At 73.1% G+C, this 22,831-nt stretch carries 24 protein-coding genes; 16 read left to right on the plus strand and 8 right to left on the minus strand.

The genetic code is table 11. The annotated features are described in order from the left end of the window. The first annotated feature begins 1 nt into the window (after window position 1). The gene (locus tag ACZ44S_RS29000) at window positions 2-1,441 is read left to right on the plus strand and encodes a dihydrolipoamide acetyltransferase family protein (RefSeq protein ID WP_466934048.1); all 1,440 of its coding nucleotides are present in this window, start codon (window positions 2-4) and stop codon (window positions 1,439-1,441) included. Between the two features lie 63 nt (window positions 1,442-1,504). Here ACZ44S_RS29000 and ACZ44S_RS29005 read toward each other — a convergent pair whose 3' ends face one another. From ACZ44S_RS29005 to ACZ44S_RS29015, 3 genes are read right to left on the minus strand one after another with little or no spacing between them, the layout of a single operon-like run. Next, a complete protein-coding gene (locus ACZ44S_RS29005) occupies window positions 1,505-2,629 on the minus strand; it encodes an MAB_1171c family putative transporter (protein ID WP_466934050.1) in 1,125 nt (374 codons plus the stop codon). Beyond that, on the minus strand, window positions 2,626-3,147 hold the full coding sequence (locus ACZ44S_RS29010) for a hypothetical protein (protein WP_466934052.1): 522 nt from the start codon (window positions 3,145-3,147) through the stop codon (window positions 2,626-2,628). The genes ACZ44S_RS29005 and ACZ44S_RS29010 overlap by 4 nt, the downstream gene beginning before the upstream one ends. 35 nt (window positions 3,148-3,182) lie before the next feature. Beyond that, window positions 3,183-3,635 (minus strand): helix-turn-helix domain-containing protein, encoded by a 453-nt coding sequence (locus ACZ44S_RS29015; protein WP_466934054.1) that lies wholly within the window; start codon window positions 3,633-3,635, stop codon window positions 3,183-3,185. Window positions 3,636-3,928: 293 nt separating this feature from the next. Between ACZ44S_RS29015 and ACZ44S_RS29020 the strand changes: the two genes are divergently transcribed. From ACZ44S_RS29020 to ACZ44S_RS29070, 11 genes are all read left to right on the plus strand, one after another. Next, on the plus strand, window positions 3,929-4,552 hold the full coding sequence (locus ACZ44S_RS29020) for a hypothetical protein (protein ID WP_466934056.1): 624 nt from the start codon (window positions 3,929-3,931) through the stop codon (window positions 4,550-4,552). 50 nt (window positions 4,553-4,602) lie between these two features. After that, window positions 4,603-4,974: a nuclear transport factor 2 family protein gene (locus ACZ44S_RS29025; protein ID WP_466934058.1), complete on the plus strand. Its 372-nt coding sequence runs from the start codon at window positions 4,603-4,605 to the stop codon at window positions 4,972-4,974. Further along, entirely contained in the window at window positions 4,971-5,960 is a 990-nt protein-coding gene (locus ACZ44S_RS29030) for an LLM class flavin-dependent oxidoreductase (protein ID WP_466934060.1), read from the plus strand. The genes ACZ44S_RS29025 and ACZ44S_RS29030 overlap by 4 nt, the downstream gene beginning before the upstream one ends. After that, a complete protein-coding gene (locus ACZ44S_RS29035) occupies window positions 5,957-6,583 on the plus strand; it encodes a flavoprotein (RefSeq protein WP_466934062.1) in 627 nt (208 codons plus the stop codon). Before ACZ44S_RS29030 ends, ACZ44S_RS29035 begins: the two co-directional genes overlap by 4 nt. After that, window positions 6,580-7,533, plus strand: a complete 954-nt coding sequence (locus ACZ44S_RS29040; protein ID WP_466934064.1) for a hypothetical protein — start codon at window positions 6,580-6,582, stop codon at window positions 7,531-7,533. Before ACZ44S_RS29035 ends, ACZ44S_RS29040 begins: the two co-directional genes overlap by 4 nt. Before the next feature lie 214 nt (window positions 7,534-7,747). Beyond that, the gene (locus ACZ44S_RS29045) at window positions 7,748-7,891 is read left to right on the plus strand and encodes an LxmA leader domain family RiPP (protein WP_190164669.1); all 144 of its coding nucleotides are present in this window, start codon (window positions 7,748-7,750) and stop codon (window positions 7,889-7,891) included. 161 nt (window positions 7,892-8,052) lie between these two features. After that, complete coding sequence (locus tag ACZ44S_RS29050; protein WP_466934066.1) at window positions 8,053-9,366, plus strand: M16 family metallopeptidase; 1,314 nt, start codon at window positions 8,053-8,055, stop codon at window positions 9,364-9,366. Continuing rightward, window positions 9,363-10,736, plus strand: coding sequence for a M16 family metallopeptidase (locus tag ACZ44S_RS29055; RefSeq protein WP_466934068.1), 1,374 nt, complete (start codon window positions 9,363-9,365; stop codon window positions 10,734-10,736). Before ACZ44S_RS29050 ends, ACZ44S_RS29055 begins: the two co-directional genes overlap by 4 nt. Continuing rightward, on the plus strand, window positions 10,733-11,821 hold the full coding sequence (gene lxmK / locus ACZ44S_RS29060) for a class V lanthionine synthetase subunit LxmK (RefSeq protein ID WP_466934070.1): 1,089 nt from the start codon (window positions 10,733-10,735) through the stop codon (window positions 11,819-11,821). Before ACZ44S_RS29055 ends, lxmK begins: the two co-directional genes overlap by 4 nt. A gap of 2 nt (window positions 11,822-11,823) precedes the next feature. Next, a complete protein-coding gene (locus ACZ44S_RS29065) occupies window positions 11,824-12,783 on the plus strand; it encodes a T3SS effector HopA1 family protein (RefSeq protein WP_466934072.1) in 960 nt (319 codons plus the stop codon). 3 nt (window positions 12,784-12,786) lie between these two features. Then, window positions 12,787-13,614, plus strand: a complete 828-nt coding sequence (locus ACZ44S_RS29070) for an SDR family NAD(P)-dependent oxidoreductase (RefSeq protein WP_466934074.1) — start codon at window positions 12,787-12,789, stop codon at window positions 13,612-13,614. A gap of 93 nt (window positions 13,615-13,707) precedes the next feature. On the opposite strand, the gene ACZ44S_RS29075 is transcribed toward ACZ44S_RS29070, so the two are convergent. Beyond that, window positions 13,708-14,622 carry a D-alanyl-D-alanine carboxypeptidase family protein gene (locus tag ACZ44S_RS29075; protein ID WP_466934076.1) on the minus strand — a complete coding sequence of 305 codons (915 nt, stop codon included), beginning with the start codon at window positions 14,620-14,622 and terminating at the stop codon, window positions 13,708-13,710. Between the two features lie 196 nt (window positions 14,623-14,818). Between ACZ44S_RS29075 and ACZ44S_RS29080 the strand changes: the two genes are divergently transcribed. Together ACZ44S_RS29080 and ACZ44S_RS29085 are read left to right on the plus strand one after the other, a co-directional pair. After that, the gene (locus ACZ44S_RS29080; RefSeq protein WP_466934078.1) at window positions 14,819-15,475 is read left to right on the plus strand and encodes a GntR family transcriptional regulator; all 657 of its coding nucleotides are present in this window, start codon (window positions 14,819-14,821) and stop codon (window positions 15,473-15,475) included. Continuing rightward, complete coding sequence (locus ACZ44S_RS29085; protein WP_466934080.1) at window positions 15,472-16,782, plus strand: MFS transporter; 1,311 nt, start codon at window positions 15,472-15,474, stop codon at window positions 16,780-16,782. Before ACZ44S_RS29080 ends, ACZ44S_RS29085 begins: the two co-directional genes overlap by 4 nt. 111 nt (window positions 16,783-16,893) lie before the next feature. Here the strand turns inward: ACZ44S_RS29085 and ACZ44S_RS29090 are convergent, their stop codons facing one another. After that, a complete protein-coding gene (locus tag ACZ44S_RS29090; protein ID WP_466934082.1) occupies window positions 16,894-17,718 on the minus strand; it encodes a maleylpyruvate isomerase family mycothiol-dependent enzyme in 825 nt (274 codons plus the stop codon). Window positions 17,719-17,936: 218 nt separating this feature from the next. Here ACZ44S_RS29090 and ACZ44S_RS29095 point away from each other — a divergent pair, with 218 nt between their 5' ends. Beyond that, window positions 17,937-18,743, plus strand: coding sequence for a carbon-nitrogen family hydrolase (locus ACZ44S_RS29095; protein ID WP_466934084.1), 807 nt, complete (start codon window positions 17,937-17,939; stop codon window positions 18,741-18,743). A 297-nt stretch (window positions 18,744-19,040) separates the two neighbouring features. Here the strand turns inward: ACZ44S_RS29095 and ACZ44S_RS29100 are convergent, their stop codons facing one another. Next, window positions 19,041-19,535 carry an LURP-one-related/scramblase family protein gene (locus tag ACZ44S_RS29100; protein WP_466934086.1) on the minus strand — a complete coding sequence of 165 codons (495 nt, stop codon included), beginning with the start codon at window positions 19,533-19,535 and terminating at the stop codon, window positions 19,041-19,043. Window positions 19,536-19,685: 150 nt separating this feature from the next. Here ACZ44S_RS29100 and ACZ44S_RS29105 point away from each other — a divergent pair, with 150 nt between their 5' ends. Next, on the plus strand, window positions 19,686-21,086 hold the full coding sequence (locus tag ACZ44S_RS29105) for an NAD(P)/FAD-dependent oxidoreductase (protein WP_466934088.1): 1,401 nt from the start codon (window positions 19,686-19,688) through the stop codon (window positions 21,084-21,086). Window positions 21,087-21,162: 76 nt separating this feature from the next. Here the strand turns inward: ACZ44S_RS29105 and ACZ44S_RS29110 are convergent, their stop codons facing one another. Both ACZ44S_RS29110 and ACZ44S_RS29115 read right to left on the minus strand, forming a co-directional pair. Next, the gene (locus ACZ44S_RS29110) at window positions 21,163-21,420 is read right to left on the minus strand and encodes a DUF6458 family protein (RefSeq protein WP_361026531.1); all 258 of its coding nucleotides are present in this window, start codon (window positions 21,418-21,420) and stop codon (window positions 21,163-21,165) included. Between the two features lie 89 nt (window positions 21,421-21,509). Continuing rightward, window positions 21,510-22,808, minus strand: a complete 1,299-nt coding sequence (locus ACZ44S_RS29115) for a M18 family aminopeptidase (RefSeq protein ID WP_466934090.1) — start codon at window positions 22,806-22,808, stop codon at window positions 21,510-21,512. Between the last annotated feature and the right edge of the window lie 23 nt (window positions 22,809-22,831).

Below are 22,831 nucleotides of genomic sequence, written 5' to 3' on the forward strand. Positions count from 1 at the left end.
CGTGACGACGATGACGAACGCGTCCGTACGCGAGTTCAAGATGCCGGACGTGGGCGAGGGCCTCACCGAGGCCGAGATCCTCAAGTGGTACGTCCAGCCGGGGGACACGGTCACCGACGGCCAGGTGGTCTGCGAGGTCGAGACGGCGAAGGCGGCCGTCGAACTGCCCATCCCCTACGACGGTGTGGTCCGCGAGCTGCACTTCCCCGAGGGCACCACGGTGGACGTGGGCACGTCCATCATCGCGGTGGACGTCTCGGGTGGCGCGGCCCCGGCGGAGGAGGCGCCCGCCGCGCCCGCCGCTTCCCCCGCGCCCGCCGCTTCCCCCGCGCCCGCCGCTCCGGCCGAGGAAGCCGGGGAGAAGCCCGCCGCCCGCCAGCCCGTGCTGGTCGGCTACGGCGTGGCCACGTCCTCGACCCGCCGCCGCCCGCGCAAGCAGGCCCCGGACGACGCCGCCGCCCGCCAGGCGGCGGTGGCGGTCCAGGCGGAGCTGAACGGCCACGGCGCCGGAGCGGCCGTCCCTCAGGAGCGGCCGCTGGCCAAGCCGCCGGTGCGCAAGCTGGCGAAGGACCTGGGCGTCGACCTGGCCACGGTCACCCCGACCGGCCCGGACGGCATCATCACCCGTGAGGACGTGCACGCGGCGGTGGCCACGGTGCAGGCTCCGGCGCCGGAGCAGGAGGCCGTGCAGGCCCCCGCCCCGGCCGCGGCCCCGGCCGCCCCCGTGTCGTACGACACCGGCCGCGAGACCCGTGTCCCGATCAAGGGGGTCCGCAAGGCCACGGCGGCGGCGATGGTGGGCTCGAAGTTCACCGCGCCGCACGTCACGGAGTTCGTGACGGTCGACGTGACGCGCACGATGAAGCTGGTCGAGGAGCTGAAGCAGGACAAGGAGTTCGCGGGTCTGCGCGTGAACCCCCTCCTGCTGATCGCCAAGGCCCTGCTGGTCGCGATCAAGCGCAACCCCGAGGTCAACGCGTCGTGGGACGAGGCGGCCCAGGAGATCGTGGTCAAGCACTACGTCAACCTGGGCATCGCGGCGGCCACGCCGCGCGGTCTGATCGTGCCGAACATCAAGGACGCCCACGCCAAGACGCTGCCGCAGCTGGCCGAGTCCCTGGGTGAACTGGTGTCCACGGCCCGCGAGGGCAAGACCTCCCCGTCCGCCATGCAGGCGGGCACGGTCACGATCACGAACGTCGGCGTCTTCGGCGTCGACACGGGCACGCCGATCATCAACCCCGGCGAGTCGGCGATCCTCGCGGTCGGCGCGATCAAGCCCCAGCCGTGGGTCCACAAGGGCAAGGTCAAGCCGCGTCAGGTCACCACGCTGGCCCTCTCCTTCGACCACCGTCTGGTCGACGGCGAACTGGGCTCGAAGGTCCTGGCCGACGTGGCCGCGATCCTGGAACAGCCCAAGCGGCTCATCACCTGGGCGTGAGGCCCCGACGGCGACGGCTCCCCGCCCACCGGGCGGGGAGCCGTTCTCCGTCGGCCGGCGTGCTCACCGGCTCGCAGCCAGGGCCCGGGAGACGGCGGCGAGCTGGTGGGCGTCCGCGCCGAAGCTCTCGTCGCTGGGCAGGGCCAGGCCCACCGCACGCGACTCGGTGGGGCACCGGGCGGCCTGGTGCTCCAGCGCCCGCGGGAGGTACGCGGCGACGTCCTCCGGGGATGCCCCCTCGCGCACGCCCAGGTCGGCCAGGTAGGGGCTGACCCGGACCAGCCCGTCACGGCATTCGACGACCCGGCGGTAGTACCGCCGGTTCGTCGACCGCAGGGACAGGGACTCCCGCCACAGCGGACCGGGGCCCCGGCCGAGCGAGCTGTCGGGGAACGCCGAGTGCAGCAGGGACCACAGCGGGAACAGCTCCCGGTGCCTTCTGCGCCGGTGCCGCCAGGCCCGCAGGGCCAGCACCCGGGCCGCGAGGCCCGGGACGCTCACGCCGAGCGCGAGCAGCGGGGTGCCGGCGGCGAGCAGGAGGGAGGCCCCCTCCTCCACGGGCCGGGGGAACGGCAGGCCGCTCCACCGGGCCAGCGTGCTCAGTCCGCGCAGGGACGCGGTGGCGGTCATGAAGGCCAGGGACAGCGCGGTCAGCCGCAGCCCGGCCGACAGCAGCCTCTCCCGGGAGCTGCGGACGTGGTTCCACAGCAGGTACAGGGTCGTGCCGAAGACGTACGCGAGGTACAGCCGCGAGACGCCGAAGAACACCGCGACGCTGGTGACGCGTACGTCCGCGTCCTCATAGGCGTCGGGCCTCAGGTGCGCGGGTGTGGCGGCCACGGAGCACAGCAGGACCAGCACCACGGCGGCCAGCAGCGCGGACTCGAGGCGGACCCGCCGCCGCGGCGGGTTCTCCGGCCGGTCGGCGTACAGGACGAAGATCATCAGCCAGTAGGCGGTGTCCAGCAGCAGCACCGTGGTGAGCAGCAGGGAGCCGCCCTGGCCCAGCAGCGCGTCCACTTCACGTGTCACCTCGTGCAGGCCCACGGAGAAGCTGCCGGCCGTGCACAGCAGGCAGAGCACCACGGCCAGCAGGGAGCGGTCCGAGGGCGCGCGGGCCAGCTGGCGCAGTTTCCAGGTCGACGCGCCCCCGAGCAGGGCGAGGGTGGCGAGCGAGCCGCCGCTCACAGCCAGCCCCGCCGGTCGCCGAGGGCGCTGCGGATGCCGGCGGCCACGCCGTCCGGGCCGGGGAGGGCCGTGAAGCCGTCGGACACGATCTGCTCCATGACGATCGTGGCGATGGTCTCCGCCTCGAGTTCACGGCGGCAGTCGTACGAGGTGCGCCGAAGGATCAGGTTGACCGTCTCGCGCGAGAGGTCGGGCGTCTCGTCGGCCCACCGGAGGTCCTCGTCGGACTCGCTGTGGTGTCCGGCGATGATGTGGCCGATCTCGTGCAGGACGATGTGGTCCTGGTGGAGCTTGGTGGTCTCGCGCTGATAGAGGATGTAGTCGGCCGAGTCGGTGGCGATCCAGGCACCGTACGGTCCCGGGACGGGCAGTGGGTGGGGCACCAGACGCAGCGGGCGGCCGCGCTGCTCCCCGAGCCGCGCGCACAGTTCCTCGACACGGAAGGGCGCCCGTAGCCCCAGGGACCGCAGGCTGCGTCTGCAGAGTTTCCTGAGCCGGTGTTCCGTCAGCCAGCGCACGTGTCCCCCTGAGTGTGTCGGTACCGGAGCAGTGGTCAGTTCTGCTCTGCGGCTCGTTCCGCCTGCTCCAACTTGTAGACCACATCCAGTAGTTCCATCACCTGCTTTCTGCGGGCGGGGGAGAGCTCGCCGGCCCGCATGGCCATGAGCTTCACGTCCCCGCTCTCGGCGAGCCGTGCCAGCTTGTTCTGTTCCTCGATGAGCCGGCTGAGCTGGCTCTCCACCCGCTGGGCCACGTCGTCGTCGAAGAAGTAGGCGGCGGGCACGCCGAAGAAGTCCGCGAGCGCCTGGAGGTGGCGGAGTGTGGGGTTGAGCTTGCTCCCCTTGCGCAACTGCCAGATGTAGCTCTGCGAGATGGCCACGCCCGTGCGCCGGATGGCGGCGGCCACGTGTTCGTTGCTGAACTCGGGGCCGTCCTTGGAGCGAACCGTGGCGAACAGCCGGTTCAGCTTCTGGGCCAGCGTCTTTCGGGCCAGGTCCTCACTCATCGGTTCCGCTCCTGCCTCTCACCCGTCGGCAGGGACACGCCCCGGTCACGGCTGCGCCCCTGATTGCCTCCCCCCACCCGATAGCCCCGTATCAACTCAGGTGAAGACCAGATCCTACCTGTCTTGGACAACGGTTGCAGTCCGATCTTGTGCCGTCTACTCTTCCGACGAGAGGTCTCCACTGATGTGAAGGAGGCGGTCGGAAACCCTCTTCACCACAGTGGATTCCGCGGGCCCGCTCCACCGCCGTGGAGCCCTGAAGGGCCGCCCGGCCATGAACGTCTGGAGAAGCCGTGCAGAACCCCCCACCGCCGCACGTGGCCCCCAAACCGCCGCTGCGCAGCAGAGCCGCGATCCTCTCCCGGGCCCTCCTCGACACGGTCATGCGGCGGCGCCCGGCCTCCGCCGTCCCGGGGCAGGCGGCGATATCCCACTCCAGTGAACTGCGTTCCACCGTCATGGCCCTGACCCTCACGGAGATCCCGCTCGCCTTCCTCGTCTCCGAGATCATCCCGCCGCCCGCACGGCCCCCGCACGCCCTGCTGGAAGTCGTGCTGATCCTCACCGGTTTCGGCGTGCTGGCCGCGATGTCCCGCCACCCGCACACGGTCTCCGGGTCCCGGGTGGTCCTGCACACCGGGTTCATGGGCCGTCTCGACCTGCCGCGCGGGAGGGTGCGGTCGGCGGCGCGCAGCATGCGGACCATCACCGGCCGGGGGCTGCGCCGGGTGCCCGGCGAGCCGGCCGCCGTGGCCTGCTCGCTCGGCAGCACCGTGACCGTGTGCCTCCGGCTCGACCCGCCCGTCCCCATGGACCTGGGCGACGGCAGGGACGAGGCCGTCGACACCGTCTACATCTCCGCCGACTCACCCGACGCGATCACCCGGGCGCTGCGCCACACCGCTGAGACCCAGTGACCGCCGGCGCGGGCCACGGCCCGGCCGGCACCACCCCACGAGGAGAGAACATGTCCCCGGACACGGCGACACGCCCCACCCGCTCCCCGGCGGAGCGGGTCGTGGACCGCCAGACGGACGCCTTCAACCGGCAGGACTTGGAGGCGTTCCTGGACTGCTACGCGGACGGTGCCGAAGTGCTGGCCGAGGGAGCCCCGGTGGTCTCCGGCAAGGAGGCGCTGCGCGAGCTCTACGCCCACCAGTTCGCGCAGGTGCCCGCGACGGCCGTCTCCACCGGCCGGGTCGCGCACGGCGACTGGATCGCCGACCGGGAGCACGTGTCGGGCCCCGGACTGCCCGGCCTGGACGTGCTGGCGCTCTACCGGGTGCACGACGGCCTCATCGACCGCGTCGAGTTCCTCGGCCGCGAGGAGCGCGGATGACCGCGTCGCGCCGGGGGACGGTCTCGGTCTTCTTCCCGATCATGCCGGTGCGCCCGGACACCATCGAGGGCTTCGCCGGACTGGTCCGCGACACGAGCCTGTCCCGCCTGTGGATGGGCCAGAGCCTGTCGTACGACACCTACCACCTGTACGCCTACCTCGCCGGGCGCGGTCTGCGCGTCCCCACCGGCACGGCCGTCACCGTGATGGGCCTGCGCCACCCCTACGAGGCCGCCGTCCAGGCACGTTCGGTCGCCCTGCTGACCGGACAGCCGATGACGGTCGGATTCGGCCCCGGAAGCCCCGAGATGGTGGCCTCGCTGCGCGGCTCCGGCTACGAGAGCCCGCTCACCGCGAGCCGCGAGTACCTCTCGATGGTCCGCTCCCTGGTGCGGGGCGAGGCGGTGCGGGAGTCGGGCACGTACCACTTCCTGGAGGGCATGCTGCCCCCGCTGCCGTCCGGGCACCCCGAGGTCACCGTCGCGGCCGGCGTGCTGCGGGCGGGCATGGCCCGGGTCGTGGGCGAGGTCGCCGACGCCGCCATCACCTGGCTGACGCCCCTGACCCACATCCAGGACGTACTCCTCCCCGCGCTGCGCGAGGGGGCCGAGCACGGCGGGCAGGACGTGCCGCGCGTGGTGTCCATGGTCCACTTCGCGGTGGCGCGGCCGGGCCGTGATCCGCGCCGGACGATCCTCGCGGCCAACCGCGACCACCTGAGCACCCGCCACTACACGGCCATGCTGCGGTCCGCGGGGCTGGCGGCCGATCCCGAGGACCCGGAGGCCGGCGCCGGGGAGCTGCTCTCCTCCGGCACCTTCCTCACCGGTTCGCCCGCCGAGATCGCGGACGGGATCGCCGCGTACCACCGCGCGGGCGTGGACGAGGTCGTGCTCTCGCCCGGCGGGGTGCTGCTGCGGGAGGGGCCCGAGGAGGCGCTGAGGGACCTGCGTGACGTCGTCGCGGAACTGGAGGGCACCGGGTGAGCGAGCGTCAGGAGACGGCCCCGGCACCGTCGTTCGCCTTCACGCCGCGGCGGCTGCTGCTGGTGGGCACCGGGGCGGTCGGGGTGGCCCTGCTGCCGTACTGGGTGCGGTGGCTCGAACTGGTGCTTCCCCAGGTCGACACCCGCGTGGTGGTGACGCGGAGCGCGGAGCGCTTCGTGACCCGCGCGGCGCTGTCCGCCTACGGGGAGCACGAGGCCGTGCGGGACGTGTGGCCGGACGAGCCGCTCACCAAGGCCCCGCACGTCGAGTGGGCCATGTGGGCGGAGGCCGTCGCCGTCTACCCGGCCACGGTCGACTTCGTCAGCCGCTTCGTCGCGGGCCGCGGGGACAGTCCCGCGATGCTGGCGCTGCAGTGCACCCGGGCTCCCGTCGGCATCGCGCCGTCGTTGCCGCCGGGCGCCATCGACAACCCGGTGATCACCGGTCTGCTCGCCGAGGCGGCCGCCCGTCCCAATGTGTGCGTCCTGCCGCCCGAGCCCGGTTCGAGCAGCACCACCGGACGCGACGACGCCTACGTCCCCCCGGAACTGCCCAAGCTGCTCACCCTGATCGAGGGCCTGAGCACCTCCCCCGCCCGCCCCGGCAACGAGGTGCCGGTGTGAGGGACCCGGACGGGTGGCCGCTCGTCGAGCGGTACGGAACGGGCTTCACCGAGACCGCGATCCTGCGGGCACCGGACGGATCCGGCCATCGCTGGCTGCGCTCGGCGGGGCCACAGCGGGCGGACGCCGTACGGCCCCCCTCGCCGGCCCTCGCGGGGCGCCTGCGGGAGCTCGCCGGTACGGGGCTCGCGTTGTCGCTGCCGGAGGCGGAGGGGACCCGGCTGGTCTTCGCGGCGGACGGCGGGGAGTCCCTGGCCAACCTGCTCATGACCCGGCCGCGCGGCGACTCCTACGGCCCGGCCGCGACGCTGTTGGAGGAACTCGGGAGGGCATTGCGCACGGTGAATTCGCTGCCGGCCGCTGAACTGGTCCGTGAGCGTCACCGAGGAATGTCCCGGCTGGCGGAATGGATGGCCGGCGACGGAAAAGGAACGGATCATTCCGTGAAATTGCACGGAATGGCGAGACGAGTTCTGGGGGAGGGGCGGTGGAGCCTTCTGGAGCATTGGTGCCACGGTTTTCTCGGCACCGGGCCGGAGGACGCGCGCGTGCTGCACGGGAAACCGGGGACCGGTCTCGTCGTGCCGGACCGCGCGGACGGGACGGGGGTCCTGCTGATCGGCGAGGACATGGCGGCGGGCCCGCCCTGTCTGGACGCGGGCTGGGTCCTCGGCGAACTGGCCGAGCTGCGCGGTGTCGTCCTGGCCGCGGCCGGACGCCGTGACGCGGAGGAATGGTCCCTGCTCGGACGGGCTTTCGTGCGGGGATACGGGGAGCCGCTGCCCGGGGGTACGGGGCCGGCCGCCACGCTGGGCATCCTGACCCATCTGCGGGACTACTGCGAGTTCGTCGGCTGGGACGACTGGTGGGTCCCGACCGTCCTCGGCATCGTCAAGGACGAGTGCGACAGGAACGGATCCGGAACGCTGGAATGGAATTCCGTGCCCTGACGAACCGGGTGCGCCAGTGAATCGTTGAACACTTGAAAACGAGCCGAGTGGTGTGCCACTCGGCCTTTCGGCGTGCCCGGAAAAGGCTTCTGAAAAGCGTCGAAAAAACCCTCGAAAATCCTTTCCCTTGGCGATCCGAGGGTGTTAGAAATGTTCTCGCAAGGCGCTCGGCGGAAACGTCGGGCCGCATACGCCACAAGAGAAGGAGTGTCCCATGGACGCCGAGAAGCTCATCGAGGGTTACACCGTCTACACCGACGCCGAGGAGCTGGCCGCCACCCCGGAGAACGACGAGGCGCCGGCCACCATCGCCCTCACGGTCGCCACGGGTCTGCTGACCTACAAGAAGGGCTGCTGACCTGGGCAGGACGGTGTTGAACTGCGGTTCTGGAGTCAACTGAGCCGCCAAGCATCGAGTTGACCCCAGTCCCGCAGAACAACCTTACGGCGGGGGCGTGGCATACGCCGCGCCCCCGTCGGCCATTGTCGCGGAGCAAGCGCATCAGAAGGAGCAAGTCGGTGACCGGAACGCAGCGGCTGACGCTCGGCAACGGTCTGCGCGTGCTGCTCGCCCCCTCGGCCGGCGCGGCCGTGGCCGTCGCCGTCCACTACGACGTCGGCTTCCGTTCGGAGCCGGAGGGCCGGGGCGGGTTCGCCCACCTCTTCGAGCACCTGATGTTCCAGGGCAGTGCCCACCACCCCAAGCTGGAGCACTGGGACTACGTGCAGGGCCTCGGCGGCACGGTCAACGGCTCGACCCACCAGGACTACACCGACTACTACCAACTGCTCCCCGCCGCTGGGCTGGAGCGGGTGCTGGAGCTGGAGGCGGACCGGATGGCCCGCCTGCGCATCACCGAGGAGACCTTCGACAACCAGCGTGCGGTGGTCAAGGAGGAGATCCGGCTCAACATCGACAACCGCCCCTACGGCGGCTTCCCCTGGATCCCGCTGCCGGCCCTGCTGTACCGGAGTCATGCCAACACCCACAACGGGTACGGCGCCCTGGAGGACCTCGACGCGGCCACGGCCGAGGACGCCGCCGGCTTCTACCGGACCCACTACGTGCCCGCGAACGCCGTGCTCACCGTCGCCGGGGACATCGACCCCGAGGCCGCGGCCACCCTCGTCGACCGTCACTTCGGCCCCCTGCCCGCGCGCCCGGCACCCGCCCGCGTACCGCTCGACGAGCCGCCGCGCACCTCCGGCGTCCGGGGGGAGCACCACGACGCGCACGCGCCCCTGCCGGCGCTCGCGCTCGGCCACCGGCTGCCCGACCCGCGCACCGACGCCTACCTGGCCCGCATGGTCCTGTGCGAACTCCTCACCTCAGGCCCCTCCGCCCCGCTGTCCGCGCGACTGGTGCGGGACAGCGGCGTCGCCGTGCGGGTCACCGCGGGCTGCGGCCTGTTCGATTCCCTCGACGCCCGGACGCCCGACACCCTCGCCCTCGTCGTGACGCACCACCGCGAAACCGGCTCCGAGGCGGTGCTGGCCGAGGTCGACGCCGAACTGGAGCGCCTGGCCGGCACCCCCGGCGCACTGCCCGGCGTCAACCTGGCGCGGCAGCGGCTCGCGGCCCGCATCACCCGCCGCGACGCCGACCTGCTGGTCCGCGCCCGCACCCTGGGCGCGTACGAACTGCTGCACGGCCGCGCCGCTCTCGTCGACGAACTCCCCGCGCGCGTGGGCGCGGTGCCCGACGACGCGGTGCGCGAGGCGCTGCGGGCCCTGCTGAGCGAGCCGCGCGCCGAACTCTTCCTGGTGCCGGGGCGGCAGCCGAACGACACGACCCACCGGCACCGCGACCGGAAAAAGGCGGCCACCGCATGACGACCACACCCCCCGCCCCACGGACCACCACCGCCGCCGTCGTCGACACGGTGCTGCCGGGCGGCACCCGGCTGGTGGCCGTCCGCGACGGTGTCGCGCCCCTCGTGGAGATCCGCCTGAGCATCCCGTGCCCGGTGCGGGAAGAGCGGCACGCCGCGACCGCGCAGGTCCTCGGGGACACCCTGCTGCGGCACACCGGGACCGAGGAGGACGCCCTGCCCGACGCATGGCGGATCGCCTCCCTGGACTCCGGCCGGGACGTCGACCGCGTCGGCGTCTTCGGCTACACCCCCGCCGCGGGCCTGGAGCCGGTGCTGCGGGTGCTGGCCGAGCGGCTGGCCCGGCCGCCGCGGGGCGAGGACGTCGTCCGCGAGGCGCGCGCCCGCCTCGCCGGGGAGATCGCCGTGGCCCGCACAGACGCCCGCTGGACGGCGCTGTCGGCGCTGCTGCGCCACCGGTACCCCGCCGCCTCCCTGCCCTGCGACCTGCCCGGTCCCGGGCACCTCGAGCAGGTGGACCCGGACCGTGTCGCCGCACTGCACCGCGCCCGGGTCCGGCCCGGCGCCGCCACCCTCGTCCTGGTCGGTGATCTCGACCCCGAGGAGGCGGTGCGGACCGCCGAACTCGCCCTGGAGCCGTGGGGCCCCCTCGGCCCGCCGCCCCCGCACCCGAGCTCTTCCCCGCCGCACACGCCGGCCGCCGCGGTGCAGCTCGTCCACCGGCCCCGCTCCAGCCAGGCCGAGGTGCTCCTCGGCGGCCCCGCGCCGTGCCGGACCGACCCGCGGCGTCCGGCGTTCGACCTGGCCAACGCGGTCCTGGGCGGGGGCGTCGGGTCCCGGCTGAGCCGCAGTCTCCGCGAGGACAAGGGGTACGCCTACGCCGTGGGCTCCGCCGTGGAGGTGCTCGCCGGGGAGCCCACCGCCCTGATCCGGCTCGCCGTGGCCCAGGAGCACACCGCCGCGGCGCTGGCCGAGGCGCGTACGGAACTGTCCCGGCTCGCGGAGCACCGCCTCGACGATGCCGCGCTCGGCGCCGCCGCGCGTCTGCTGACCGGCCGGCTGGCCACCGCCCGGGTGTCCCCGTCCGCCACCGCCACGTTCCTGTCCAACCTGCTCGCCGAGGGCGCGGACCTGGACTGGATCGACACCCACGCCGACCGGCTGGCCGCCGTCGGCCCCGACGACGTACGGGAGGCCGCCGCCCTGCACCTGCATCCCGGCGTGCTCGACACGGTCGTGGTGGGCGACGCGGACGTCCTCGGCGCCCCGCTCGCCGCACACGGCGCCGTACGGCGTCACCAGCGGCTGGAGGACGTGACCCCGGCGGCGTCCGGCGCCGCACCCCGCCCCCTGCCACAGGAGCTGCGATGACCTCGGTCCGAGCGAACCGCTACCGGGCCCGCCCCACCGACCTGTCGGCCGCCCCCGCCGTCGGAGCACTGCTGCGCCGCCTCGGGCTCGGTGCGTTCGACCCCGACCGGGTCACCTCCCGCACCGGCCGCAACGACAACTGGTCGGGCACGACCACCACCGGGGCCCGGGTCTTCGTCAAGCACCTCGGCCGTCCCGCCGACGACGCGGACGTCCGCCGCCGGCTGGCCAACACCCTCGCCTTCGAGGAGCTGATGCGCCGGGCGGACGTGCCGGAGCCGCTCGGGCCGCGCTGTCTGGGCTGGAGCGAGGAGGACGGGCTGGTCGCCTTCGAGCTGCTGGCGTCCGCCCGCAACGGCGCCGAACTCGCCGACGACGACGCCTTCGGGGAGCCCGAGGCCCGCGGCGCCGGCCGGCTGCTCGGCGCCCTGCACGGACTGGACCCCACGGGCCGGGTGGCCCTGGACCCGGCCCCCGCACAGCTCCCGCCCGCGGACGAACTCACCGCGCTCTCCCTGGAGGCCCACCGCACCGCCAGTGGCGCCGCGCTCCAGGCATGGGCCCTCCTCCAGGGCGACCCCGAGCTGGTGGCGGCGATCCGTGCGCTGGGCGAGGGCGACGAGGAGGCCGAAGCCTGCCCCGTGCACGGTGACTTCCGGCTCGACCAGGTGCTGTTCACCGACGGCGCGGCCCGCCTGGTCGACCTGGAGGAACTGCGCCGCGGCGACCCCGCGCGCGACCTCGGCGCCTACGCCGGCGAATGGCTCTTCCGGGTGGTCACCCGGCTCCCCCGCGGTGCGGCGTCCGACGCGGGAACCGTCGGCCACGGCGCCCGCGAACTGTCACGCGTGCGGCCCCTGATCGTGTGGTTCCGCGCGGGCTACACCGCCGCGGGCCGGTCCGTCGGCGCGGACCTCGCCACCCGGGCCGCCGCCTTCGCCGGTTGGCATCTGATCGACCGCGTCCTCGCCCGGGCCTCCCGCGCGTCGGTCCTCTCCGCCGTCGACCGCGCGGCCCTCGGGATCGGCCGCACGGTGCTGCTGCGCCCCGCCTCCCTCACCACGACACTCGGCCTGGAGGACTGACGGTGCCCCCGCTCTCCCTGCATCCCCGGCTCGGTGCCGCGCTGCGCGGCGCACGGGCGGACCTCTCCGGACCGACGGCCACCCTCGCGGGCACGACGGTGCGCGCGGACGACGAGTCCGCCCTCCGGCACCGGATGGCGAACACCCTCTACGAGGTGCTGCACGCGGGCCTGGCCCCCGACTCCGGACCCCGCCCGCGCACCCTCCGGGACGAGGCCTACGAACGACTGCTGGCCGACGCCGTCCCGCACCGGGAGACCGCCCTGCGGATACCGTCGGCCCACGTCACGCCCGCGGCCGGCCCGGAGCTGCGGACCGTCCTCGTCGAGGGGGTGCGCACGCTGGTGCCGGCGACGGCGGTGCGGGACGCCGGTGACGGCACCGCGGTGCTGGACTACCCCTGCGCCCGCCCGGCGCTGTCGGCGGGGTTCTTCCTCGTCGACGGTTCCGCGGGCACCGTTCCCGACGGCCCCGTGGCCCGCTACTACTTCCACCTCGAGGACGCCGACGCCGCCCCCCGGGCATGGGGCCTGCTGCTGCGCGCACTGGAGCGGCGCGCGCCGCGCTACCGCGCGAAGGTCGGCTCCTCCCGGCTGCTGTATCCGCGCCGCGACGCGATGGTCGTCTACCTCGATCCACGGGACGCGGACGCCGCGGACCTGCCCGAGGTGGCCTCACGGCTGCCCGGACTGGGCCGCTCCACCTCCGTGTTCGGGCAGGAGCTGGCACCCGGGCTGGCCACGGCCCGTGAGCCGTCCGACTCCCGCCCGGGCATGCGCCGGATGAGTTTCGGCCAGCACCGGGCGTACGCGGTGGCGGACGGACTGCTCGACCACGCCCGCGACGGTGGCTCCGGCGCCGCCGACCAGACCGTGGCCCGTGCCCTGCTGCGGGCGCAGGCCGATCCACGGGCCCCGTGGCGCAACCTGCCGGAGGGCCACCGGCCCGGAGCGGAGAACTGAACGATGAACCTGACCGGAAAGACCGTCCTCGTCACCGGGGCGACCTCGGGACTCGGCCTGCGCCTCGCGGAGGAACTGGCCGAGCGGGGCGCCACCCTGCTGCTGCACGGCCGTGACGCCGGGCGGCTCGACGCCCTGTGCCGCCGGCTGGGCGACCGGCACGGCGGGCGGGCGCACCCCTACGCCGCCGACCTGTCCTCGATGGCCGAGGTCCGTGACCTGGCCGCCCGGGTCGCCGGGGAGTGGCCGCGACTGGACGTGCTGATCAACAACGCCGGAGTCGGTCCGGGGCCCGAGGGTGCCGAACGGGAACTCAGCAAGGACGGCCATGAACTGCGGTTCGCCGTCGGCTATCTCGCCCCGTACGAGCTCACCCGCCTGCTGCTGCCCGCGCTGCGCCGCTCCGGCGCGGGACGCGTGGTGAACGTCGGCTCCGCCGCCCAGGCCGAGATCGACCTGGATGACCTGGACATGGCCGGCTTCTACCACAACTGGGCGGCGTACGGCCGGGCCAAACTGGCACTGGCCTCCTTCACGGTGGACCTCGCGGCCGAGACCGCGGGCGACGGACTGCTCGTCAACTGCGTCCACCCGGCGGATTTGATGCCCACGGCACTGGTCGCCGAGACGGGACTGGAACCGGCGTCCACCCTGGAGGAAGGGGCGGACGCGGTGCTGCGCCTGGTCACCGCGCCCCCCGCCGAGACCGGGACGGGCGGTTACTTCCACGGCGCCCGGAAGGCGGAACCGCACGACGACGTGCGCGACCCCGGCCGGCGGGCGGCGCTGCGGCAGGCGACGGAGCGGCTTCTGGCCCCGGCCCCCCGGTGAGGCCGTACCCCTGGGGGGCCGGAGACGCCCCGGGGCCCGGGTCGGTGCGCGGCCGGGGCCCCGGGGACGTGCGGACGCACGGTCCCCGGCGGGTCAGAGCTTGCCGAAGCCGTAGCTGAGGAGCTTCTTCGCGTCCTTCTCGCGCTGGGCGGAGGAGGACGACGCCAGGACCGTGCCGATGACCGTCCTGCCGTTGCGCGTCGCGGCGAAGACCAGGCAGTACTTGGACACCGAGCCGGAGCCGGTCTTCACGCCGATCGTGCCCTTGTAGCTGCTGAGCAGCCCGTTGGTGTTGGTCCACGGCGCCATCGTGCGGGTGCCGCCCGACTTCGTCCGCGTCTTCGCCGTGTACTTCTTCGTCTTCACGATCGAGCGGAACGTCGAGTTCTTCATCGCACTGCTCGCGATCTTCGTCAGATCGCGCGGCGTGGAGTAGTTCTTGCCGTTGCCGATGCCGTCGAACGAGTCGAAGTGGGTGTTCTTCAGGCCCAGCTTCTTCGCGTCGGCGTTCATCTTGCCGATGAACGACTTCACGCGGGCCGAACGCGTCTTGCCCGAGCCGAACTTGTCGGCCAGCGCGTACGCCGCGTCGCAGCCGGACGGCAGCATCAGGCCGTAGAGCAGCTGGCGGACGGTGACCTTGTCACCGACGATCAGCCGCGCCGAGGAGGCGTTCTTCGACACGATGTAGTCGCTGTACGCCTTCTGGATGGTGACCTTGGCGTCGAGGTTCAGGTTCTTCTGCGCGAGCACGACCTTCGCGGTCATGATCTTCGTCGTCGAGCCGGTCGAACGGCGCGTGTCCGCCGCCTTGGTGTACAGCGACTTGCCGTTCGCGTTGTTCATCACGAAGCCGCCCTTGGCGACGATCGTGGGCGCGGCGGCCGCCTGGACGGGAGCGGCCTGCGCGGGCGCTGCGAAGAGGGCGCCGGACGAGAGCACGGCGCCGGTGGTCACGGCGACGCCGACGGCTCTGCGGAGACGGATGCCCTGAATGCCGATCTTCAAGTGAGGTACCCCGATTGAGTTGAATGCCCCAGTGGTGCGGCAGAGTTGAGGTGCGGCCGGCCATGGGGCCGCACATGTCCGACTCCTGCCGGTGGCGGATGGTTGTGCTCGCCGTGAGGTGAGTTTCCGGGGATGGGCCGAGTCCGCATCGTGGACGCACGCTTCCACGCGTACGTGTTGTATCTATCCTGTCCGCATGACCAGCCTGGCCCATGTGAAGCAGCCGCCCGCCGCCGAGCGCGTCTACAGCCATGTCAAGCAAGCGGTGCTGGACCGTCGTTACGAGGGCGGCACGCTGCTCACGGAAGGCGAGCTCGCCGAGGCGGTGGGGGTCTCGCGGACCCCGGTGCGGGAGGCGCTGCTGCGCCTGGAGGCCGAGGGGCTGCTCAAGCTCTACCCGAAGAAGGGCGCGCTGGTCCTGCCGGTCTCCGCCCAGGAGATCGCCGACGTCGTAGAGACCCGGCTGCTCGTCGAGGAGCACGCGGCGCGGAAGGCCGTCCCCGCGCCGCCCGCCCTCATCGAACGCCTGGAGCAGCTGCTCGCCCGGCAGAAGGAGCAGGCCGCCGCCGGTGACTTCGCCGCCGCGTCCGTCACCGACCGGTGCTTCCACGCCGAGATCGTCCGCAGCGGCGGCAACGAGATCCTCTCCCGCCTCTACGACCAGCTCCGCGACCGGCAGTTGCGCATGGGCGTCGCCGTGATGCACTCCCACCCCGACCGCATCGCCAAGACCCTCGCCGAGCACGAGGAGATTCTCGGGGCGCTGCGCTCGGGCGACGCGGAGGCGGCCGTCGGCGTGGTCCACCGGCATGTCGGCTGGTTCTCCCACCTGGCCAGGGGTGAGGTGCGATGAGCGCTGCCCGTGAGGGGTCCGGCGCGGCGTCCGCGGGCCCTCCCGGCGGACGGCGGGCCCTCGCCGTCTGGGGGATCGGCGTCTCCGTCTACTTCGTCGCGGTCATCTTCCGCACGTCCCTGGGGGTGGCGGGCCTCGACGCCGCCGACCGGTTCGGGGTCAACGCCTCCGCCCTGTCCACCTTCTCCATCCTCCAGCTGCTGGTCTACGCGGGCATGCAGATACCCGTGGGGCTGCTCGTCGACCGGCTCGGCACCAAGAAGGTGCTGGGCATCGGCGTCGTGCTGTTCACGGCCGGGCAGCTCGGTTTCGCCTTCTCGCCGTCGTACGGCATGGCGCTCGCCTCGCGGGCGCTGCTCGGCTGCGGGGACGCGATGACGTTCATCAGCGTGCTGCGGCTGGGCACCCGGTGGTTCCCGGCGCGGCGCGGGCCGCTGGTCGCGCAGCTGGCCGGGCTGGCCGGCATGGCGGGCAACCTCGTCTCCACGCTGGTCCTGTCACGGCTGCTGCACGGCGTCGGCTGGACGGCGGCGTTCGCGGGCAGCGCGCTCGCCGGGGCCGTGGTGTTCGTCCTGCTGGTGCTGTTCCTGAAGGACCACCCCGAGGGCCAGGAGCCGGAGCCCGTTCCGCATCAGGGAGCCGCCTACGTACGCCGGCAGATCGCCGCGTCCTGGCGGGAGCCGGGGACGAGGCTCGGGCTGTGGGTGCACTTCACGACACAGTTCCCGGCGATGGTGTTCCTCCTGCTGTGGGGCATGCCGTTCCTGGTCGAGGCGCAGGGGCTGTCCCGGGCGGCCGCCGGCGAACTGCTGACCCTCGTGGTGCTGTCCAACATGGCCTTCGGCCTCGTCTACGGCCAGATCATCGCCCGGCACCACGGGGCGCGGCTGCCGCTGGCGCTGGGCACGGTCGGTGCGACGGCGCTGCTGTGGGCCGCGACGCTGGCCTGTCCGGCGGACACGGCGCCGATGTGGCTGCTGGTGGTGCTGTGCACGGTGCTGGGGGCCTGCGGGCCGGCCTCGATGATCGGGTTCGACTTCGCGCGGCCCGCGAATCCGCCGGAGCGGCAGGGGACGGCGTCGGGGATCACGAACATGGGGGGCTTCACGGCCTCCATGACGACGTTGTTCGCGGTCGGGGTGCTGCTGGACGCGACCGGCGACGACTACGGCGTCGCGTTCTCGTCGGTGTTCGTGCTGCAGGCGTTGGGCGTCTCGCAGATTCTGCGGTTGCGCAGGCGGGCGGCGCGGGCGGAGCGGGAGCGGTTGGTGGCGAGCAGGGTGACGTCGGTGCACGTGCCCGTGTAGGTGCACGGTGTGGGGCGGGGCGGGGGTGGGACGCGCGGCCCGGCGCTTACGGCTGCCGTCGCGCCCACCCGTGCCGCCCCGCGGCACGACTGCCCGCGTGGGGGCGAGGCCTCAGGGGGTGACCGCGAAGTGGCGGAGGATTGCCGCGGCCAGGTCCTGGTCGCCCTCCGTCTTCAGCCGGTCCGCCATCGCCTCCGCGGTCACCCGGCCGCAGGCCAGACGGACGTAGGTCTCCCAGTCGAGGGTGAGGGTGGCGGCCGGGCCGAGGGCCGGGGCCGTCTCCAGGGTGCCGCGGCCCTGGATGTCGACGCGGACCGTGCGCAGGAACTCCACCGGGCCGTGGACGTCGATGACCACGGCCGAACTGCGCGGCGCCCGCGCCTGCTCGGCGACCACGCGCGGCAGCTCGGCGAGCAGCACGTCGCGGGCGATGTACGCGCCGGGCGAGTCGAGGTTGCCGGGCCGGCCGAGGGCCGTGCGCAGATCCTGCTCGTGCGCCCACACGTCGAAAGCGTGCCGGCGCATGGACTCCTCCAGCGTCAGCTCCGTGCCCAGCGGGCCGCGCACCTTGGTGCCGGGCTCCCGGTTCTCGTTGCGCAGCTGCCGGTTACGGCGGATGATCATGAGCTCCAGCTCGGAGGTCATCTCCGGCGCCGTGTGGTGACGGCGCACGTCGACCTGCATCTCCATGTACCGCTGGTGGTCGTTGGTGACGTGGAACAGGTCGCGCGGCAGCGTGTGGATGGGCCGGGGGTCGCCGTACATCTCGGAGTCCAGGCCGATGACGTGCGACACGACGTCGCGGACGGACCAGCCCGGGCACGGCGTCCGCCGGTTCCAGTCGGCCTCCGGAAGCGGCTGCACCAGCTCGGATATCGCCTCGATCGAGTGGGTCCAGGCGTCGGCGTAGGGCTGGAGGGCGGGATGCAGGCTCACGGAAACGGGACCCCTCGGCGGTCGGTACACGGGCAGGTTGTGGCGGCGGTGCCAGTGGGCGGTGGCTGCACTGCGTGGGTGTCTCGAGTCTCCCCCAGTTCTCGGCTTCGCTCGAACCGGGGGTGCCCCCAAGTTACGCTGCTGTGAGGCACCCCGGCAGTGCTTTCGTGACGATCGTAGGCCCGTGGGCACGGGTCGAATGCCAGGACGGTGGTAGTGTGCGCGCTTCTTTGCTCCAAGTCGCCGTGAACGAGGACGAATCGGTCGATTCGCGCCGGCGCCGGGTCGCCGCGATGGTGCGGGATCAGGCCGGTGTCGATCTCGTCGTGCTGCCGGAGCTGTGGACCACGGGCGCGTTCGCGTACGAGGCGTTCGGCAGCGAGGCGGAACCGCTCGAAGGGCCGACCTTCGAGGCGATGGCCAAGGCCGCGAGCGACGCGGGCGTGTGGCTGCACGCGGGCTCCGTGCCCGAGCGCGCCGCGGGCGACGGCACCCTCTACAACACCTCCCTCGTCTTCTCCCCCTCCGGGGACCTGGCCGCCGCCTACCGCAAGATCCACCGCTTCGGCTTCGACAAGGGCGAGGCCGTGCTGATGGGAGCGGGCGACGCGCTCGTCACGGTCCGTCTGCCGCACACCGTGCTCGGCGTGGCGACCTGCTACGACCTCCGTTTCCCCGAACTGTTCCGCGGTCTCGTCGACGCCGGTGCCGAGACCTTCGTCGTCCCGGCGGGCTGGCCGGAGCGCCGCCGGTCCCACTGGACGCTGCTGGCGCGGGCCCGGGCCGTGGAGAACCAGTCGTTCGTCCTCGCCTGTGGAACGGCGGGGTCGCACGCCGGAGTTCCGCAGGCGGGTCACTCGATCGTGGTGGACCCCTGGGGCGAGGTCCTCGCCGAGGCGGGCCCCGGCGAGGAGGTCCTCACGGTCGACTTCGACCCGGCGACGGTGGCGGGCACCCGCGAGCGCTTCCCGGCCCTCAAGGACCGCGTCCTCGGCCTGGCCGCTCCGGGGCACCCGCGCGCGTAGCCGTCAGCCCTTCCGCCCCCGGGCGGCACCAGGGCCTGTCCGGCGGATCATGCCGGGGACGCGAGGGCCGGCACGCCTGTCCGCGGCGTTGCCGTCGGTTGCCGACTGCCCCACTCTCGGCTTCTCCCCGACTCTCGGCTTCTCCCCCACTCTCGGCTTCGCCCGAGCGGGGACCCCCGTGAGCGGGGGCCCAGCGCGTCGACGCCCTGCTCCGCCTTGCAGCCGGACACACCGGTCCTCGCTCGCCGGGCTTCCGACCACCGCCGGTTTCCTCCGACGTGAACCGCCGGACAGGCCCTACTCCTCCCGCTCCTTCTCCGCCAGGTGGATCACGCACACCGCCACCGCGATCAGCAGCGCGGGGTCCGCGTCCTCCCGTACGACGTCGACGCCGTAGGTCTCCCGGACGTGCAGCCAACGGCGGGAGACCACGGCGAGCAGTTCGCCGTCGTACTCCACGGCGAACTCCCGGTCCACGATCCTGCCGCTGACGTCCAGTTCGGTGCTGCCGTCCGCCAGGGCCACCCGGTAGTGGTTGCGCAGCAGCGACAGCCGCTTGCGCCGGACGGTGGCGAGCGGCTCGCCGCCCCGCTCGATCACCATCGTGTCCCGCAGGGCGAACATCTTCTGACGGATGTCGACCAGCACCCGGCCCTCGGTGTCCTTCAGCTCGAAGGTGTCCCGCAGCCGCATCGCCTTGCCGTCGACGAGGAAGACCTTGTTCCCCCGGTCGTCCTCGATCCAGTAGTCGTCCCCGATCCCGAGGATCCGGTCCCGCACGAGAAATCTCATGCCGTCAGGGCTTCCCCCGCCCCGCCCCCGGAACCCGGCGAATGGGCCGACGGGCCGAGCCCCTTCACCCGGACCCGACGGAGGGCGCCGGGGCCGCTCACGGAAAGGCGTGGCTGCGGAGATCGGCAGACGGCTACGGTGGGAGCAACCATGCCTGAGACAACCACCCGTCACCGACCCACCGCCCTCGTCGTGGGCGGCAGCCTGGCCGGGCTGTTCGCCGCGGCGGCCCTCGCGGAGAGCGCCGATGTCACCGTCGTCGAGCGGGACCGGTTTCCCGAGGGTGCCGGGCCGCGGCGCGGTGTGCCGCAGGCACGGCACGCGCACCTGGTGTGGAGCGGCGGGGTCCGGGCCTTCGACCAGCTGCTTCCCGGGCTGGTCGGCGAGGTCGTCGCCAGGGGAGGGCGGCTGGTGCGGATCATGGGGGACATGGTCTCGCGCGCCCCCAACGAGGTCTGGTTCCGTCGCTTCACGTCCACCCACCACCGCAATCTCGTCTGCTCCCGTGAGCTGCTGGACGCCGTCGTGCGCGACCGCGTGCTCGACGACGACCGCATCACGCTGCGGCAGGGCACCACCGCGCTCGGACCGACGGGGGACGCCACCAGGGTGACCGGCGTGCGGGTGCGCTCCGGTGAGCGGGAGAGCGTGCTGTCCGCCGACATCGTCGTCGACGCCTCCGGACGCGGATCCCGCGCCTCGCAGTGGCTGACGCGACTGGGACTGCCGGCGGTCGCCGAAAGGGAGATCGACGCCGGAGTCGCCTACGCGACACGGCTGTTCCGCGCTCCCGGGTCCACCGCGGGGATGGACTTCCCGCTCGTCAACGTCCAGGCCAATCCGGCGAAGGCGCCCGGCACGGGCGGCATCGTTCTGCCCGTCGAGGGAGACCGCTGGATCGTCACGCTGGCCGGTACCCGGGGCGGGGAACCCAGCGGTGATCCGGACGCCTTCGTGGACTTCGCCCTCGGTCTCGGTGACCCCGTCATCGGCGAGCTGCTGGCGAACGCCGAGCCGGTGGGTGACGTCGCCGCGACCCGCAGTACCGCCAACCAGCGCCGCTACTACGAGAAGATGCGCCGCTGGCCGGACGGGTTCCTGGTACTCGGTGACGCCGTCGCCGGCTACAACCCCGTGTACGGGCACGGCATCACCGTGGCCGCGCAGAGTGCCGTCGCCGTCCGGGACGTGCTCCGCTCCACGGGCCTGCGGGCGCCCGGGACCGCCCGGCGTCTCCAGCGGGTCGCGGCACGTCCCGTCGCCGCCGCGTGGGATCTCGCCGTGGGACAGGACGCCCTGTACCCGGGCGCCGCCGGCGCACCGCCCACCGCCGTGGAGCGGCTCCTCGCCCGGTACGTGGACCGGGCCGTCGCCACCGGTGCGCGCCATCCGCGTGCGCTCGGCGCGCTGCTGGACGTGATGAGTCTGGAGAAGCCCGCCACCCGGCTGTTCTCACCGGACATGCTCGTCCCGACGCTCCTCGGCCCCCGGAAGGCGCATCTTGAGGGACCGCCGTTGACGGAGGCCGAGCGCAAGGCGGCCGTGCGCTGAGGACCGGCTCGTACGGAGCGGGCGCGGGAGAGCCCCGCTCTCCCGCGCCCTCGTGCGCACCGGGCCGCCCCCGGGGTCAGACCCCGTACCCGTCGCTGTAGCCGTCGCGGGTGTGGTGGTGAGGGCGGGTCGTGTCGTCGACGACCGGGGTGGCGGGTGGTACGACGACCCGCCGACGCCGGGCGATGCTGCTGAAGGTCGCGACGCCGATCAGACCGACGATCATGAAGATGATGCCGACCAGGTCAAGGTTGACACCCTGCATGTCCCAGTCGGTCGCGAACGTGAGGATTGCTCCCACGGCGATGAGGATGATGCATCCGCCGAGGCCCATGAGTGTCGCCTCCCTGTCCGGTGTTTCCGGTGCGCACCGGGTACCCGGGCGGGCGGCGGCCATGCGCCCTTGCCGCGTACGGCGGCTGACTAGCCCTCAAGGAACGCGACGAGCGCGTTCGCCAGCAGGAACGGGTCGTTGGCGCCGCACAGTTCGCGTGCGCTGTGCATCGACAGGATGGCAACGCCGATGTCGACGGTCCGGATGCCGTGCCGGGCCGCGGTGATCGGACCGATGGTGGTGCCGCACGGCATCGCGTTGTTGGAGACGAAGGACTGGAAGGGGACGTCCGCCGTCTCGCAGGCCGCCGCGAACACCGCACGGCCCGAACCGTCGGTGGCGTAACGGTTGTTGACGTTGACCTTGAGGATGGGGCCGCCGTCGATCCGCGGGTGGTGGGTCGGGTCGTGCCGCTCGGCGTAGTTGGGGTGGACGGCGTGACCGGTGTCGGAGGACAGGCAGACGGTGCCGGCGAAGGCGCGCGCCCGGTCCTCGTAGGAGCCGCCGCGCGCGAACACCGAACGCTCCAGGACGCCGCCGAGCAGCGGGCCGTCGGCGCCGGTGTCGGACTGGGAGCCGTTCTCCTCGTGGTCGAAGGCGGCGAGGACGGGGATGTGGGACAGGTCCGTGCCCCGGCCCGCCGCCGCGGCGAGCGCGGCCGTACCGGCGTGCACGGACAGCAGGTTGTCCATGCGCGGACCCGCCAGCAGCTCGCGGTCGCGGCCCAGGTAGGCGGGCGGTTCGACGGAGTGCACCATCAGGTCCCAGCCGGTGACCTCGCCGGACGGCAGCCCGGCACTCTCCTCCAGGAAGGCGATGAGGTCGCCGTCGCGGACGTCGCCGCCCATGCCCCAGACCGGCTGCATGTGCCGCTGCTTGTCGAGCTTGAGGCCGTCGGCGTTGACCGAGCGGTCCAGGTGGATGGCGAGCTGGGGGACTCGCAGCAGGGGGCGGTCGACGTTGACCAGGCGGGTGGAGCCGTCGCGCAGGGACAGCCGGCCGGCCAGGCCCAGATCGCGGTCGAGCCAGGAGTTGAGCAGCGGACCGCCGTAGATCTCCACGGCCACCTGGCGCCAGCCGTGCGCACCGCTGTCGGGCCGGGGCTTCACCCGCAGGTTGGGGGAGTCGGTGTGGGCGCCGACGATCCGGAAGGGGGTGTGCGCGGGCGCGCCCTCGGGGACGTACCAGGCGATGATCGCGCCGCCGCGCAGCACGTACTTGCCGCCCGACGAGCCGTCCCAGGCGTCCGTCTCCGCGACCTGCCGGAAGCCCGCCTTCTCCAGCCGCTCGGCGGCGTTCGCCACGGCGTGGTACGGCGTGGGGCTGGCTGCCAGGAAGGACATGAGGTCGTCGGTGTGGCCGCGATCGAAGCGGGGGGGTTCGCTCATGGGGTTCACCTTAACGAGGGCGA

It is taken from the genome of Streptomyces malachitofuscus (assembly GCF_055571035.1).